Origin of the sequence: Alloyangia pacifica (assembly GCF_020524285.1) — a bacterium.
Classification (GTDB): domain Bacteria; phylum Pseudomonadota; class Alphaproteobacteria; order Rhodobacterales; family Rhodobacteraceae; genus Salipiger; species Salipiger pacificus_B.
In genome coordinates this window covers 192,727-208,764 of record NZ_JAIVKX010000004.1, presented here as the reverse complement: position 1 = coordinate 208,764, position 16,038 = coordinate 192,727, and the positions used below count along the sequence as shown (strand labels likewise).

10 protein-coding genes are annotated in these 16,038 nt (G+C 66.9%); 5 read left to right on the top strand and 5 right to left on the bottom strand.

The annotated features are described in order from the left end of the window. Together LC039_RS07335 and LC039_RS07330 are read right to left on the bottom strand one after the other, a co-directional pair. Positions 1–2,844 (bottom strand): peroxidase family protein, encoded by a 2,844-nt coding sequence (locus LC039_RS07335; RefSeq protein WP_226622735.1) that lies wholly within the window; start codon positions 2,842–2,844, stop codon positions 1–3. Continuing rightward, positions 2,837–4,567: a thiamine pyrophosphate-binding protein gene (locus tag LC039_RS07330; protein ID WP_226622734.1), complete on the bottom strand. Its 1,731-nt coding sequence runs from the start codon at positions 4,565–4,567 to the stop codon at positions 2,837–2,839. The genes LC039_RS07335 and LC039_RS07330 overlap by 8 nt, the downstream gene beginning before the upstream one ends. Before the next feature lie 299 nt (positions 4,568–4,866). Here LC039_RS07330 and LC039_RS07325 point away from each other — a divergent pair, with 299 nt between their 5' ends. Continuing rightward, positions 4,867–7,404 (top strand): penicillin-binding protein 1A, encoded by a 2,538-nt coding sequence (locus LC039_RS07325; RefSeq protein ID WP_226622733.1) that lies wholly within the window; start codon positions 4,867–4,869, stop codon positions 7,402–7,404. Between the two features lie 345 nt (positions 7,405–7,749). Here LC039_RS07325 and LC039_RS07320 read toward each other — a convergent pair whose 3' ends face one another. From LC039_RS07320 to LC039_RS07310, 3 genes are all read right to left on the bottom strand, one after another. Further along, positions 7,750–8,730 (bottom strand): ABC transporter permease, encoded by a 981-nt coding sequence (locus tag LC039_RS07320; RefSeq protein ID WP_226622732.1) that lies wholly within the window; start codon positions 8,728–8,730, stop codon positions 7,750–7,752. Beyond that, a complete protein-coding gene (locus LC039_RS07315) occupies positions 8,723–9,760 on the bottom strand; it encodes an ABC transporter permease (protein ID WP_226622731.1) in 1,038 nt (345 codons plus the stop codon). The genes LC039_RS07320 and LC039_RS07315 overlap by 8 nt, the downstream gene beginning before the upstream one ends. Positions 9,761–10,033: 273 nt before the next feature. Beyond that, positions 10,034–11,743 carry a peptide ABC transporter substrate-binding protein gene (locus LC039_RS07310; RefSeq protein WP_226622729.1) on the bottom strand — a complete coding sequence of 570 codons (1,710 nt, stop codon included), beginning with the start codon at positions 11,741–11,743 and terminating at the stop codon, positions 10,034–10,036. Positions 11,744–11,980: 237 nt separating this feature from the next. Here LC039_RS07310 and LC039_RS07305 point away from each other — a divergent pair, with 237 nt between their 5' ends. The 4 genes from LC039_RS07305 to minE all read left to right on the top strand — a co-directional run bounded on the left by LC039_RS07305 (position 11,981) and on the right by minE (position 15,944). Beyond that, entirely contained in the window at positions 11,981–13,801 is a 1,821-nt protein-coding gene (locus tag LC039_RS07305) for an ABC transporter ATP-binding protein (RefSeq protein ID WP_226622723.1), read from the top strand. Between the two features lie 151 nt (positions 13,802–13,952). Next, a complete protein-coding gene (gene minC / locus LC039_RS07300; protein ID WP_226622721.1) occupies positions 13,953–14,807 on the top strand; it encodes a septum site-determining protein MinC in 855 nt (284 codons plus the stop codon). A gap of 25 nt (positions 14,808–14,832) precedes the next feature. Further along, positions 14,833–15,651 carry a septum site-determining protein MinD gene (minD, locus tag LC039_RS07295; RefSeq protein WP_226622720.1) on the top strand — a complete coding sequence of 273 codons (819 nt, stop codon included), beginning with the start codon at positions 14,833–14,835 and terminating at the stop codon, positions 15,649–15,651. Next, positions 15,648–15,944 carry a cell division topological specificity factor MinE gene (gene minE, locus LC039_RS07290; RefSeq protein WP_226622717.1) on the top strand — a complete coding sequence of 99 codons (297 nt, stop codon included), beginning with the start codon at positions 15,648–15,650 and terminating at the stop codon, positions 15,942–15,944. Before minD ends, minE begins: the two co-directional genes overlap by 4 nt. Positions 15,945–16,038: the final 94 nt, after the last annotated feature.

Here is a 16,038-nt window from a genome sequence, read left to right as displayed (position 1 = left end):
TCAGCCTCCCATTCCCGGCACGGTCCGCCAGGGTGCAAAAGCGGTGGCATCGCGTGGCAGCACCGGTCCCAGTTCGGGGCAATGGCGCAGGATCACGCTGGTCATGGAATTGCGCGCGATCCAGTCCATGCCGAGCGGCGAATAGATCTCGGGGCGGAAGTCCACCGTGAGAAAGCGATCCGACTGCAACCGGCGCGAGGCCATCAGGATGAAGATGCGGAAGGCCGTGTCCGAAAAGCCGAAGCCGGTGGGCGGCGCCTCGCCCAGCAGCCCGACCACGGTGTCGACATTGTCGAGCTTGCCATAGATCTCGCGGCACAGGCGGTTCGTGCCGGGATCGGGCGTGAGATCGTCCCAGGACTTGATCTCTGGCATATGCAGCCCGCGACGGAAGCCGTTGTAGCGCGGCACCCGGCGCACGCGGGTGCGCATGATATCGACCACCGAGAGATCGATCACCTCGCCCTCGCGCTCGAAATGCTGCAGCGATCTCGGGAAGTTGTGCAGGGTGATCGCGCCGGGATGGGCGGTGCCGAAGGAATAGAGCGCATCGCGCATGCCGATGTCGCGCATCTCGTTGTCGGCCTGTGCGCCCTGGATGTCGAGGAACCCCTTGCGCTGCCTCTCCTTGCCGGTGGCGTAGTCGTAAAAGATGTAGTCGTCCGGGATCAGCGGGTGCATGCGGTAGACCGTGGCGAACTCCTCGGTTAGCGAGTAGGGCGCGGCGTGGTGGTCGGGCATGGTCTTGGGAATGCCCTTGAGCGCATGCACGTCGGTCAGCCAGATGCCGAGCCTGGTCAGCCAATCGCCAGACGGTGGGCCGTACCAGTTGGTCTTCATGCCGATGTCCAGCGCCTCGGTGCCGAGGATCGCCGGGGTCCATTCGACGGTGTGGATCTTGGCGATCAGCGCTGAGACGATCAGCCGGGCGGTCTGGTAGAGCCGCTCGTCGTCCCAATGCGGGTAGGCGCGGCGCAGCTCGTCCACCAGCACGTTGTGTTCGCGGGCGAAGAGCGTGTGCATGACCGACAGTCCCATCCACCAGCTCTCGTTGAAGCCGGTCATCGACATGCCATCGACGCCCTCGGGCAGGTAGCCCGCATCGTTGAGCCGGATCTTCGCGCCGTCGCGCAGCGAGCGGGCGCGCGCGCTGTCCGCGCCATAGACCTCCGAGCCGTCCCACCAGTGCGAGGTGGTATTGGCAAAGACCCAAGGGTCGGTCGCGCGCGGGTGGGGGACATTGCCCGAGATGCGCATCTCGCGGCCCATCTCGCCACCGGGACGCGAGGTCCAGTCGGGATACTTGCCGGGGATCGGCACCACGAGGTCCTGCTCGCCCAGCTTGCGGCGCTGGTGTGCCACCCAGTCGTGGACCTGGAACTGGATCCACGCCGCGGCGAGGATGTTGAGCGTGCGCGCCGGGATGAAGGTCTTGCGGTCCATCAGCTCGCGGCAGACGGTGACGGCATTGGGCTCGTCGGGCGGGATGGTCTCGAGCGGCATGTTGCGCCCGAAGGCGGCGCCCACCGCGCCCATCTGCGGATCGCTGAGGTCGTTGGCGCGCCCGTCGTAGGTGCGGAACGACAGCTCTTCCGGCGGGCTCGCCGGGGGCAGGGAGCGGGCGCTGGGCGGGGCCTCGCGCGGCTCGGTGTCGATCAGGTTCTTCACCCGCAGGTCGTGGCGCAGCGCGTCGAGGTTCAGCAGGCTCACAAGCAGCGGCATGCGGTGCCAGGGCACGCGCGTGTTGGCCTGCCGCAGCGCCCAGCGGGCGCCGCTGCCGAAAACCCGGTTCTGCAGCGGCGGACGCTCGGCGCGCCAGCGCAGCGCCGTGCGATGATGCAGCGAGCCGTCGTAGACCGCCTTGCGCGCGCGGTTGAGGTGGCCGAGCGGGCGGAAGTCCTCGGTGGTGTTCCAGGGGTTGAAGCCGCCGTCGTCCAGCGCCCGCTGCTCGGCGATCGCGTCCGGGCTGGTGAGGTCGCGCCTCGGCAGGATGAGCGTGGCGACGAGAATGGCCGGGCTGTCGCGCTCCGCCCATTCCTGCGCGGCGTTTTCGATGGGGGTGAGGTGCTCGCTGACGAAGCGCTGCACGTAGAGCTCGAAGGTGACATCCGCCGCGGCAATGCGCTGCGCGAACTCGCTGGAAAGCCGCGCCGCCCCGGTGGCGGGAAAGGCGCCGGGCGTGCCGCGCGCGGACTTGAAGGCATAGCGCACGGCCTCGTTCCCCCAACGGATGGCGCCGCGGCTCCAGTAGCTTTCCAGCGCCACGCTGTCGCAGGTGCGCAGTGCCTCGCGCACGTTGGCCAGCATCCGCCGGACCTCGCCGAGCCCGAGTCTGCGGCAGAGCCCCGCCAGCCCCAAGGCCTTTGACAGGGTGCCGCCCGAGACGGCGTGGGCGAAATGCACGAACTGATGCGCGTCGCGGGCGTGCGGCACCGGCCAGTTGGTGGCCAGCAGGTCGTGCTGCTCGTCGTCCGCAACGCTCACCCGCACCGCAAGGCCGCGCAGGTCCTTCTCCTCGTCGGACTTGGGGACAGAGGCGGCGTTGGAGAAGCGCACGCTGGCCGGATAGCTGGCGCCAGGCTGGGCGAAGCCGACGCGCAGCTCGTCGGGCAGCGTGTCGGCAAAGCGCAGGGTCGCGCCGGAGAAGGCGGCGATCGACTTGGCATGGAAGGCGCGGTCGACGCGCCGCGCCTTGGCCGCCTTGCGCGACTTGAGCTGCGCGTCGAGCATCAGGTCGGTCAATGCCACGAACTCCGCCCGCTCCGCCTCGGGCGAGCCGCCGCGGTAGGTTTCCTTCCACTTCGCGGTTCCGGCCTGCAGGCCGCCATCTCCTCCGTCAGACACCGATCCTCTCCCTTATGCCGTTCCAGAGCGCCGAGAGGATGCCCTCGGGGTCCGGGCTGTAGTGGGGCAGGGCGAGCCGGGTGATCCGCGCGTCGATCAGCGTCGGCTTGCCGGAGGCGATGGCCCTGCGGAATGCCTCCTCGAATTCGTCCTCGTCGTCGGCGCGGTAGCCCTCGGCGCCGCAGGCATGGGCGTAGGCCACCCAGTCGGGGTTCTCGAACTCCGTCAGCGCCGTGTCGAAGAACGCCGAGAGCTGGTAGAGCTTGATCAGCTTGAACTCGCCGTCGTTGAAGATCACCCAGACCACCGGGATGTCATGGGCGACGGCGGTCATCAGCTCGAAGCCCATCATCAGGTAGCTGCCGTCGCCCACCGCGGCGACCACCGGGCGCGAGGGATCGCCGAACTTCACCCCCAGCGCGCCGCAGACGCCGATGCCCATCGGCCCGTAGGTGCCCGGCTTGCGGAAGTTCTGACCGTCCCGCATCTCGAGGTAGTAGCCGCACCAGGCGGCATGCGCCCCGGCGTCGGTCAACACCACGCCGCGCGGCGGCAGGTTGCGCGAGATCGCCTGCACCATGCGCCCCGGGTGCAGCCCCTTGTGCAGACCTATGACGAAGCGCTCGTCGTAGTCCTTGGGCCGGTAGTCGATCTCCGGGCGGGGGCCGACGTTCTTGTCGAGCCGCGCGTGCAGCGCCGTGATGGCCAGTTTCGCATCGGCGACCACGCCCGCATCCACCCGGTAGACCTTGTCGATCTCGCCGGGGTCGATGTTGACATGGATGAGCTGCTTGCCCTCGAAGAGCTCCTCGTTGAAGTCGAAGGTCGCGTGCTGGGCAAAGGAATTGCCGATGGCGAGCACCAGGTCGCTGTCCTCCCAGATATCGCGCGCCGCCTTGTGGCCGCTGTCGCAGAAGATGCCGATGGCCAGGCGGTGCTGCTCGTCGACGATGCCCTTGCCGTCCATCGTGGTCAGCAAAGGCAGCTCGAAGCGCTCGATGAAGCGGCGCAGCGCATCGCCGGCCCCCGCGCGGATCGCCCCGAAGCCCGCCAGCACGCAGACCCTGTCGCCGCGTTCCAGCGCATCTTCGAGCAGGTTCCCAGCGGCCTCGAGCTGCGCCGGGTCGGGCGGCACCGGATCGGGGCGCACCTCGAGGCGGCGGAAGTTCGGCACCGTGACGCTGCGCGCGGTGATGTCCTCGGCGATGGCGAGGTGCACCGGGCCCGGACGCCCCTCGAAGGCGACGCGCACGGCGTGCTCCAGCGTGTCGATCAGCTTGGCGGGATCGGTCACCAGGTAGTTGGCGGGCTTGCCGGTGCCCGGATCGGTCTTGCAGCAGGCGTCGAACATCATGTGCGAATTGGGCGTGCGGGCGCGGCCCGAGGTCTCGTTGAGCCCGCCGCGTCCCTCCCAGGCCACTGTGGAATAGCCGCTGATCGCCAGCAGGGGATAGCTGTCGGTCAGCGCCACGCAGAGCCCGGAAATCAGGTTGAACGCCCCGGGACCGGCGGTGGCGAAACACACGCCCAGCCGGTCGGAGAACATCGCGTAGCCGCAGGCCATGAAGGCCGCCGCCTGCTCGTTCTTGGCCAGGATGGGGCGGATGGTCTTCGAGGCGTCCAGCGCCAGCATGAGGCCAGCGGCATTCTCTCCGGCACCGCCAAAGGCCGCGTCGACCCCGATATCTTCGAGTGCCTCGACAATGGCTTCATAAACACGCATCGGACCCCCCGCGGAACGGCAGAGCAACAAGACAAGGTCTCCCGGCGCGAAGCCGGTGAGCAGTGCAATCAATTCGTCTAAAATCCTCACCACCCTAGCGCGAATTGGCGAAAAAATCCATCGCGAGAGGTGTAAGGTATTCCGCCACCCCGCCCGCAGCCCGCCAGCACCCCGCCTGTGCGACCGCAGTTTGCTGCCCAAAGGCAGCCTGGCGCTTGTCTCCGGCTCTTGGCACCTATGTGTTTTGACCTGAAGCCCCTCGCAGTATAATGGGGCTGCAATCCAGAGAGGCATTGCTCGTGATCAGGTTCATCTTCTCCTTCTTCGGAGCCATCTTCAGCGTCATCACCCTCGGGCTGATGGCGATCGCGCTGTCCATCGGCGCGGTGTTCTGGATCTATGGCCGCGACCTGCCGAGCCACGAGAGCCTGGCACAATACACCCCGCCGACGATCAGCCGCATCTACTCGCAAGAAGGCCAGGTCATCGACGAGTTCGCCCAGGAGCGGCGGCTGTTCACCCCGGCGGACCAGATCCCCGACATGGTGAAGCAGGCCTTCATCTCGGCCGAGGACAAGAACTTCTACGAGCACCACGGCTACGACGTGCGCGGCATCGCCGCCGCCGTGGTCGAGGCAGTGCGCACGCGCGGCCGCGAGGTGCGCGGCGCCTCGACCATCACCCAGCAGGTGATGAAGAACTTCCTGTTGTCGGGCGACCGCAAGATCGAGCGCAAGATCAAGGAGATCATCCTTGCCTCGCGGCTCGAGGAAACGCTGAGCAAGGACAAAATCCTCGAGCTCTACCTGAACGAGATCTTTCTCGGCCAGAACTCCTACGGGGTGACCGCCGCGGCGCAGACCTATTTCAACAAGACCCTCACGGAGCTCGAGCCGCACGAAGCCGCAATGCTGGCCTCGATGCCGCAGGCGCCGGGCCGCTATCACCCGGTGCGCGCCAAGGAGCGGGTCACCCAGCGCCGCAACTACGTGCTGCGCGAGATGCTCGAGAACGGCTACATCGACGAGGCGACCTTCGAGTACAGCGTCGCGCAGCCGCTGAAATCGGTGCAGAACGGGGATTACCCGCCGTACCAGGACGCGCTGCCGCCGCGCGACTATTTCACCGACGAGATCCGCCGCCAGCTCACCGACCAGTTCGGCGAGGGCGAGTTCTTCTCGGGCGGCCTGTCGGTGCGCGCGACGCTGGACCCCGAGATGCAGGTCGAGGCGGCCAAGTCGCTGCGCACCGCGCTCGAGGACTACGACCGCAGCCTGGGCCGCTGGCGCGGCACCGGCAAGACCATCCCCGAAGAGCAGCTCGGCTCGGAACAGGCCTGGCGCGACGCGCTGGCCTCCGTGGCCGTGGCGCGCGACATCGACCTCGACAGCCAATGGTACCCGGCGGTGGTGCTCGAGGTCGGCGACCAGCAGATGCGGCTCGGCATCGAAGGCGTCGAGGACACCGCAGAGCGCCCCACGGTGGTGCCGCGCAATGACATCAGCTGGATCTCGGGCAGCTTCCGCGACAACTTCGCGCGCGGCGACGTGGTGCACGTGCGCGCCATGACCGAGGATCAGACCGGCGACTTCATCCGCTGGACGCTGCGCCAGGTGCCGCGCGTGCAGGGCGCCTTCATGGCGATGGATGTGAACACCGGCCGGGTGATCGCCATGCAGGGCGGCTTCAGCTACCAGAACTCGGTGTTCAACCGTGCCACCCAGGCGCTGCGCCAGCCGGGTTCCAGCTTCAAGCCCTTCGTCTACGCGTCGGCGCTGGACTCGGGCTTCTCGCCTTCGACGATCATCATCGACGCCCCGATCGAGATCAACACGCCGCAGGGCGTGTGGCGCCCGAAGAACGCCTCGAACACCTACTACGGCCCGACGCCGCTGCGCACCGGGATCGAGCAGTCGCGCAACCTGATGACCATCCGCCTCGCGCAGGAGATCGGCATGGACACGGTGGCGCGCTACGCCGAGAAATTCGGCGTCTACGATCACATGGGGCGGGTGCTGGCCAATGCGCTCGGCGCCGACGAGACCACGCTCTACAAGATGATCTCGGCCTACGCGATGTTCGCCAACGGCGGTGAACGGGTCGAGCCGACGCTGGTCGACCGGGTGCAGGACCGCTACGGCCGCACCGTCTACAACCACGAGTACGAAAAGGGCAACGAGCGCACCTGCCTCGATTGCGCCGATCCGAACCTGCCGCCAGGCCGGGGCCCCGACATCCGCAACAACCGCGACCGGATCATGGATGGCGTCACCGCCTACCAGCTCACCTCGATGATGCGCGGCGTGGTCGAACGCGGCACCGCCTCGCGGACGGTGAACCTGCCGGTGCCCACCGCCGGCAAGACCGGCACCACCAACGATGCCAAGGACGTGTGGTTCCTTGGCTTCACCTCGAACATCGTGGCGGGCTGCTACATCGGCTACGACACGCCGCGGCCGCTGGGCCGGGGCGCTTCGGGCGGCGGCATGTGCGGACCGGTGTTCAACCGGTTCATGCTCAAGGCGGTCGAGAAATACGGCGGCGGCCAGTTCAAGGTGCCGCCCGCGTGCAACTTCCTCAACATGGACCGCTTCACCGGCGCGCGGCTGGGGCCGGACGCCACGGGTCCGAACGTCGTTGCGGAATGCTTCCGCTCGGGCGAGGAGCCGCTCTTCGGCGTGCAGCTCGACGGCGGCTGGGCGATGTCGGGCAACTTCGACATGATCCAGCCCGACGGCTCGACCCGCCCGCGCGAGGTCACCACCTCCACCGGGCGCAAGGCGACGGTGGGTCCGAAGGCCTCCTTCGGCACACTCAGCTCGGGCGGGCTCTATTGAGCGGCGCTACGGGTTAGTGAGATCGACGAGGCGGAGGGGAAACCCTCCGCCTTTTCTTTTGCGAAGGCTCTGTGGCGAGGGGCGGAGGGGCGCCGCCCCTCGTCGCCATCGGCGCTTGGACCGGTGGCGCACCTTGGCGTCCCGTTGGCCAATTCACCCCGGCGTATTTTCAAAGAGAAGAAGGGACCGCGCGCGGCCTTGGGGCTCCCGGGTCTTCTTCTCTTTCCAAATACGCACCTCCGGCAGCGCCGCCTGCACAGCGATGGGCGCAGGCGGAGTGCGCAAGAAAAAGGGCGGGAGGCCGATGCCTCCCGCCCCAGATGGCGGACCCCGCTGGCGTGCCGCTCAGCGGCCGCGGATGCGCGGGTCGAGCGCGTCGCGCAGGCCGTCGCCGAGGTAGTTCACGCCGAGCACGGTGAGCGAGATCGCGATGCCGGGCAGGATCACCCGCTCGGGGAAGTCCTCCATCCGCGCCACCGCGTCGGCCAGCATCTTGCCCCAGGTCGGGAAGTCCGACGGGAAGCCCACGCCGAGGAACGACAGGGCGCTCTCGGTGATGATCGCCGTGGCGAGGCCCAGCGTCGCCGAGACCATGATCGGCGAGAGCACGTTGGGCAGCAGGTGGCGCTTGATGATCTGGAACGGCTTGGTGCCGATCGAGCGCGCCGCCAGCACGAACTCGCGTTCCTTCAGCGCCAGCACGTCGCCGCGCACGATGCGCGCCGTGGGCATCCACGAGGTGATGCCGACCACGGTGACGATGAGGATGAACATGCCGCCCTCGGGGCCGAAGTTGGCGCGCAGCGGCTGGCGGAACAGCGTCACCGCGACCAGCAGCAGCGGCAGGATCGGGAGGCTCAGGAACAGGTCCGTGAGACGCATCAGCGGCCCGTCGAGCTTCTTGAAGTAGCCCGCCAGAACGCCGATGCCGGCGCCGATCACCAGCGACAGGATCATCGCCGCCCAGCCCACGGCCATCGAGGCCCGCCCGCCGGCGATCAGCTGCGCGAGGTTGTCACGCCCGAGCTGGTCCGAGCCCAGCGGGTGCGCCCAGCCGGTCTTGGCCGTGCTGTCCCAGAGCGCGGTGTAGACCGGCCGCATGTCCTTGGCGCGGATGTCCAGCGCCTGCGGATCGAGCGTCCAGATGTAGGGACCGATGAGCACGCCGAGGGTGATGAAGATCAGGAAGAAGGCCCCGACCATGGCACCCTTGTGCTTGCGGAACTGCGCCCAGACATCCTTCCACTTGGAGCGCGGCGGCTTGTCGGGGCCCTTGTCGCGCAGGGCCTCGATCGGGGCGGGGGAGGCGGGAACGGGCTCAGTCATAGCGGATCCTCGGGTCGAGAAGGCCATAGAGGATGTCGGCGATCAGGTTGAAGGCCACGATCAGCACGGCAAAGATGAAGGTCAGCGTCATCACCATCGGCAGGTCGTTGGCGAAGAGCGCGGTGATCAGAAGCTGGCCGATGCCGTTCACCTTGAACACGTTCTCGGTGATGATCGCGCCGCCGAAGATCGCCGGCACGCCGAGCGCGATCACGGTGATCACCGGGATCATCGAGTTGCGCAGCACGTGGATCATCACAACCACGGCTTCCGACAGGCCCTTGGCACGGGCGGTGCGCACGTAGTCCTGGTTGAGGTTGTCGAGCATCGAGGCGCGCATGTAGCGCGACAGCTGCGCCGTGGTCTGCAGCGCCAGCACCATGACCGGCATGATCATCTGCATCAGCTGGAACTTGAAGCTCTCCCAGTCATTCACCACGTGGGTGGTGTCGTAGATCGACGGGAACCAGCCGAGGTAGACCGAGAAGATCACGATCAGCAGCGGGCCGGTGAAGAACGGCGGGATCGAGAAGCCGACCATGGTGATGAAGGTGCCGGCCTGGTCGAAGACCGAGTACTGCCGGTAGGCCGAGTAGATGCCGATGGGCAGGGCGATCAGCACGCCCACGATGTAGCTCAGGCCGACGACCCAGAGGGTCTGCGGGATACGCTGCAGCACGATGTCCATCACCGGCGAGCGGGTCTGCCACGAGATCACCCGCAGCTCGCCGTTGTAGAGATGCGTGTCGGGCAGCCAGCCGAGCAGGAAGCTGTCGTTGGTCAGCCAGTCGATGAAGATCTTGGGTTCGGTCCAGAAGACCTGCACCAGCCATTTCCAGTATTGCACCAGGGCGGGCTCGCCGACGCCGAGCGCCTCGCGCATCTTCTGCTTCACCTCGGGCGGCACGGTCAGCGGCACCTGCGCCATGGGATCGCCCGGCGCGAGCTGCAGCAGCATGAAGATCACGAAGCTGATGAACAGCAGCGTCGGAATCGAAAGGACGAGGCGGCGGATCGCATAGGTTAGCATGGGCGGACCTCGCGGGCGGGGGAGCGGCGGCGCTGCGGCTGCAGGGGCAGCGGCCGGCACGGCGCGGGGATACGGGCTGTGTGCGTCATGTATTCCGTGTCTTTGGTGTTGGGCCCGTGCTGCGGCGCCGGCTGTCGCCGGGAAGCGGCGGTGGCCGGGGCGGGAGACCGGCCGCGCGGGCCGAGGTCGGGGTTCCGGAGAGGTGAGGTCACGGGCAGACCTTCCGAAAAGGGGCACGCCCCCGCGTCGGGCGGGGGCGTGCGTGTCACAGGATCAGCCTTCGATGCGGTACCAGTCGGCCGCGTTCCACAGTTCGCTGTCCCAGGTGTTCAGGATGACACCGCCGAGCGTGTTGGAATGCGCCGAGACACGACCACGGTCGACCAGCGGAACGATGGTCATCGTTTCCTTGGTAATGATGTCGTTCAGCTTCTTGGCGATCTCGCCGCGCTTGCTCAGCTCGCCGGTCTTGGCAAGCTCGTCGAGGAGCGCGTCGTACTCTTCGTTGCAGAAGCGGTTGATGTTCTCACCCTGCCACTGCGAGGACGGCTTCGGCTCGTTGCCGCAGCGGTACATCTGCAGATAGGACTGCGGGTCGGTGCCGTCGAAGTTGTTCGCGTACATCTCGACGTCCGCGTAGAACTTCTGGAAGGTGTCGGGCGAACCCGGGTCACCGCCGAAGAACACCGAGGCGTCGACGTTGCGCAGTTCGGTCTCGACGCCGATCTGGCGCCACCAATCCTTGATCAGCGCCTGGAAGTCCTGGCGGACGGCGTTGGTCGAGGTCTGGTAGAGCAGGCTCAGCTTCACGCCGTCCTTCTCGCGGATGCCGTCACCGTCGCTGTCGGTCCAGCCGGCTTCCTCGAGCAGCGCCTTGGCGCCTTCGAGGTCCTGGGTCAGACACTCGGTGTTGTCCGAGGCGTAGAGCTCGGGCGCGGGCACGAGGTTACAGGTCGGACGGCCGGCCTGGCCGTAGCCGATCTCGGTCAGCAGCGGACGGTCGATGGCCATCGACAGGGCCTTGCGGACGTTGAAATCGGACAGGATCGGGTGCGGATGCGCCACGGTGGCGCGCTCGCCCTCGGGCAGGTTCGGCGAGGGATCCGTCATGTTCATCTCGAGGCGTTCAACCAGGGTGCCGAAGGCCGAGACCGGGGTGCCCTGACCGCCTTCTGCCATGGAGGCAAGGACGTCGGGCGCCAGCTGCAGGTTCCAGGCGTAGTCGAACTCGCCGGTCTGCAGAACCGCGCGGGCCGCGGATTCCGCATCGCCGCCGCCTTTCAGCGTGGCGGTCGCGAAGGCGGGCTTCGCCGGGTCACGGTAGTTGGGGTTCGCCGAGAGCGAGATCACGTCGTTCGGCTTGAACTCGTCGACCACGAAGGGGCCGGTGCCGATCGGGTTGAAGTTGGCCTCGGTGCAGGTCGACGCCGCGGCGCCCACGCAGTTTTCGAACTGCGCCTTCTGCAGAATCGGGGACTGGCCACCCATGAAGGGGCCGTAGGGGTTCGGCATGGCCTCGTCGAAGTTCACCACGACGGTCAGATCGTCAGGGGTGTCGATCGAGGCGATGTGGTCGAACTTGGCCAGTTGCGCGCAGCCGCCCTCGGGGTTCATGCAGTAGTCGGCGGTGAACTTGACGTCGGCCGAGGTCACCGGCGAACCGTCGGACCACAGCAGGCCCTCTTTCAGCTTCCAGGTGATCGACTTCAGGTCCTCGGACACGCCGCCGTTCTCGACGGTGGGAATCTCTTCGGCCAGGAAGGGCACCAGCGCGCCGGTCTCGGTGTAGCGGCCGAGGGGCTCGAGCACGAGCGAGGAGGCTTCGATGTCCTTGGTACCGCTCGACAGATAGGGCGTCATGATCGACGGCGCCTGCCAGTAGATGATGTTCACGTGCCCGTCCGAGCCGCGCTCCGCCATGGCAGCGGCGGGGGCCAGCGCAAAGCTGGCTGCGGCCCCGAGCAGAAGGGTTTTCATTTTCATAGGTCACTCCCTGTTATCGACCTAAGACCGGTTGGTCTCTTCTTTGTATCAGCGGAAAATGAAGTCTATCCGGCCTCTTGGAGCCAGACATTAAGATCACTCTCATCCCGCTTGCGGGCCATCGAAGCAGAACACGCGCAAAATGCAAGCATTGCCTTTGGGTCAGGTGGCGCTTGGGTTTGACAGTTTGAGCAAGCTGCCTTTAGCGTTTGCACTGATACAGACGGAGAGGCCGAAATGCTGGACAACCCCATCGCGCGGATCGAGAGCCTGCGCGTAGAATTCGAGACAAAAGACGGCCCTGTCGCGGGTGTCGAGGACGTGAGCTTCGATATCGGACCGGGCGAAACCGTCTGCGTCGTGGGGGAATCCGGGTCCGGCAAGTCGGTCAGTTCGCTCTCTCTGATGCGCCTGATCGAGTTCGGCGGCGGTGAGATTGCCAAGGGCCGCCTAATTTTTGATCGCAAGGACGGTGGCGAGACGGATCTGGCGAAGGCCTCCCAGGACGTCATGCGCGACATCCGGGGCAACGAGATCGGGATGATCTTCCAGGAGCCGATGACCGCGCTCAACCCCGTCTTCACCGTCGAGCGGCAGCTCACCGAGGGGCTGCGCGTGCACCGCGGCATGACCAAGGAAGAGGCGCAGGCCCGTGCCCTCGAGCTGATGCAGCAGGTCCGCATCCCCGAGCCCGAGCGGCGGCTGAAGCAATATCCGCACGAGCTGTCCGGCGGCATGCGGCAGCGCGTGGTGATCGCCATGGCGATGGCCTGCAAGCCGCGGCTGCTGATCGCCGACGAGCCGACCACCGCGCTCGACGTGACCATCCAGGCCGAGATCCTCGCGCTGATGGACCGGCTCAAGCGCGAGACCGGCACCTCGGTGATGTTCATCACCCACGACATGGCGGTGGTGGCGCAGATGGCCGACCGCGTGGTGGTGATGTTCCGCGGCAAGAAGGTCGAGGAGGGCTCCGTCGAGGAGATCTTCGAGCGTCCTCAGCACCCCTACACCCAGGCGCTGCTCGCCGCGGTGCCGAAGCTCGGCGAGATGCGCGGCAAGGCGCTGCCCGAACCGATGCGCCTGCTGGGGCGCGAGCAGGACGAGATCAAGCCGATCCCCGGCACCGACCAGCCGCTGCTGCAGGTCGAGGGGCTGACCACGCGGTTCCCGGTGAAGGGCGGCTTCTTCCGCCAGACCGTGTCGAATGTGCACGCGGTCGAGGACGTCAGCTTCACCGTCAACAAGGGCCAGACCCTCAGCCTCGTCGGCGAGTCCGGCTGCGGCAAGTCCACCTGCGGGCGCTCGATCCTGCGCCTCGTGGAGCCGCAGAAGGGCAGGGTGGTGCTCGACGGCGTCGACGTGATGGGGCTGGGGCCGAACATGCTGCGCGATGAGCGCCGCGAGATGCAGATGATCTTTCAGGATCCCTTCGCCTCGCTGAACCCGCAGATGAACCTCGCTGACCAGGTGGCCGAGCCGATGCGCAATTTCGGCTCGCACAAGGGCAAGGACATGATGGACCGGGTCGCCATGCTCTTCGACCGGGTCGAACTGCCGCGCAGCTTCATGCGCCGCTTCCCGCACGAGCTGTCGGGCGGCCAGCGCCAGCGCATCGCCATCGCCCGCGCCCTTGCGCTCAACCCCAAGCTGATTGTCGCGGACGAGGCCGTGTCGGCGCTCGACGTGTCGGTGCAGGCCCAGGTGGTCAACCTGATGATGGAGCTGCAGGCCGAGCTTGGCCTGTCCTATCTTTTCATCAGCCACGACATGGCGGTGGTCGAGCGGGTGAGCCACAAGGTCGGGGTCATGTACCTTGGCCGGATCGTCGAGATCGGCCCGCGCGCGGCGGTCTTCGAGAACCCGCAGCACCCCTATACCAAGGCGCTGATGTCGGCCGTTCCGATCGCCGATCCGCGCCGCCGCAAGTCCGAGAAGGACCTCAATTTCAAGCCCATCCCGTCGCCAATTCACCCGGTCGGATACGAGCCGGAGCCCAACGTGTATCAGCGGGTCGGCCCGGATCATTTCGTGCTTACTTCGGCGTCGGGCTACTAAGGGTTGTGGTCTCGTCACGGCATTTCTCTGCCGATGACGAGAAAATTAGGGCTTGGAGGTGGATCCCCAGACGTGGGATGATTATGCACGATGCAACGAAGCACAGACACGAATCTGTGCCAGGCCCGAGAGCAGAAGGCTAAGAACAAGCGTGCAGACAGACGTCGCCAGCGGCAACATCGATGGTGTCGGGACGACACTGAAACCCTTCCAGTTCCGGGGGCGGTTCCTGACCGCTCTGGCCCTGCGTTTGAGCACGGCGCCCGATGCCCGGTTCTACGAGATGCTGGCCGATCGGCTGGAGAAGACTCCGAACTTCTTCACCGACGCGCCGGTGATCATCGACCTTGAACAATCCCAGGCCGAGGTGACGCCCGAGGCGCTGTCCGAACTGGTCGCCGACCTGCGCCGCCGAGAGCTTGCGGTCTTCGGCGTGCAGGGCGGGGACGAGGCGCTGCGCGCCGCTGCGGCGGGGCTGGGGCTGATCTCCGTGACCGGCGGGCGCGATGCGCCGCTGCGCGGGGCATTGCCGAGTTCCGAGCAGAAGCGGCCGCAGCGGGTGTTCCAGGAACGCCCGCCGATGCCCGAGGCGCAGCCGGCCCCCGCACAGACCCCGGCCCCGGCGCCGGAACCCAACCCTGCGCCCGAACCCGCGCCGGTCCCGCAGCGGGTCGCGCCGGAGAACAAGATCGTCACCATGCCGGTGCGCTCGGGCCAGACGGTGATCGCCGACAAGGGCGATCTGACCGTGGTCGGCCCGGTCAGCTCGGGTGCCGAGCTTTTCGCCGCCGGCAACATCCACGTCTACGGGCGCATGCGCGGCCGCGCCTTCGCCGGTATCGACGGCGATGAGAACGCCCGGATCTTCTGCCAGTCGCTCGACGCCGAGCTGCTGGCGATCGCCGGACTTTACCGGACCTCGGACAGCCTCGGCGCCGATGTCCGCCACAAGATGGTGCAGATTTACCTCGAGGACGAGCGGCTGATCGTCGCGCCGTTCGGATAACCTCGGCATTCAACAGGAGCCGCCAGTGAGCAAAGTAATCGTTGTGACCTCGGGCAAGGGTGGCGTGGGCAAGACCACGTCCTCGGCCGCCATCAGCGCCGGTCTCGCCTCGCGCGGGCACCGCACCGTCGTGATCGACTTCGACGTGGGTCTGCGCAACCTCGACATGATCATGGGCTGCGAGCGCCGCGTGGTCTTCGACTTCATCAACGTGATCCAGGGCGATGCCAAGCTGAACCAGGCGCTGATCCGCGACCGCCGGCTCGACAACCTCTACGTGCTGCCGACCTCGCAGACCCGCGACAAGGACGCGCTGACGCAGGAAGGCGTCGAGAAGGTGCTGAACGAGCTCCGCGAGGAGTTCGACTACATCATCTGCGACAGCCCGGCGGGCATCGAGCGCGGCGCGCAGCTCGCCATGTACTACGCCGACGAGGCCGTGGTGGTCACCAACCCGGAGGTCTCCTCGGTGCGCGACAGCGACCGCATGCTCGGCCTGCTCAGTTCGAAGACCGCCCGCGCCGAGCGCGGCGAGGAAGACCAGATCAAGAGCCACCTGCTGCTCACCCGCTTCGACCCGCGCCGCTCGGGCGACGGCGAGATGATGTCGGTGGAGGACGTGCTGGAAATCCTCGCGATCCCGCTGCTCGGTGTGATCCCGGAAAGCCCCGCGGTCCTGCGCGCCTCCAACGTCGGCGTGCCGGTGATCCTCAACGAGAAGTCCCGCGCCGCCACCGCCTACGAGGAAGCCGTAGCGCGCCTCGACGGCGAGGACCTTCCGATGAAGATCGAGGGCGAGAAGGTCCCCGGCCTGATGTCACGTCTCTTCGGGAGGAGCGCATGAATCTTTTCGGGTTCACCTTCAACCGCAAGCCCAAGTCCTCGACCCAGGCCAAGGAGCGGCTGCAGATCCTGCTCGCGCATGAGCGCGGGTCGGGCCCCAGCGCCGACTTCCTGCCGATGCTCCAGCGCGACATCGTCGAAGCGATCAAGCGTTACGTGCAGGTGAGCGACGATGCCGTTGGAATCCGAATGGATTCCATCGGCGACGTCTCCAGTCTCGAGATCAACATCGAGCTGCCGGTGGATCAGAAGGACGCGGCCAAGGCCAACAAGAAAACCGCGGCGAAGGGCTGAGCCCCTCGCCGCGAGGCCGCCGTCACGCTGTAGACGGCGCGGGCCCGTTGACTGTGGCCTGACCGCCATGTGCGGGCGTTGTCAATCGGCGCGG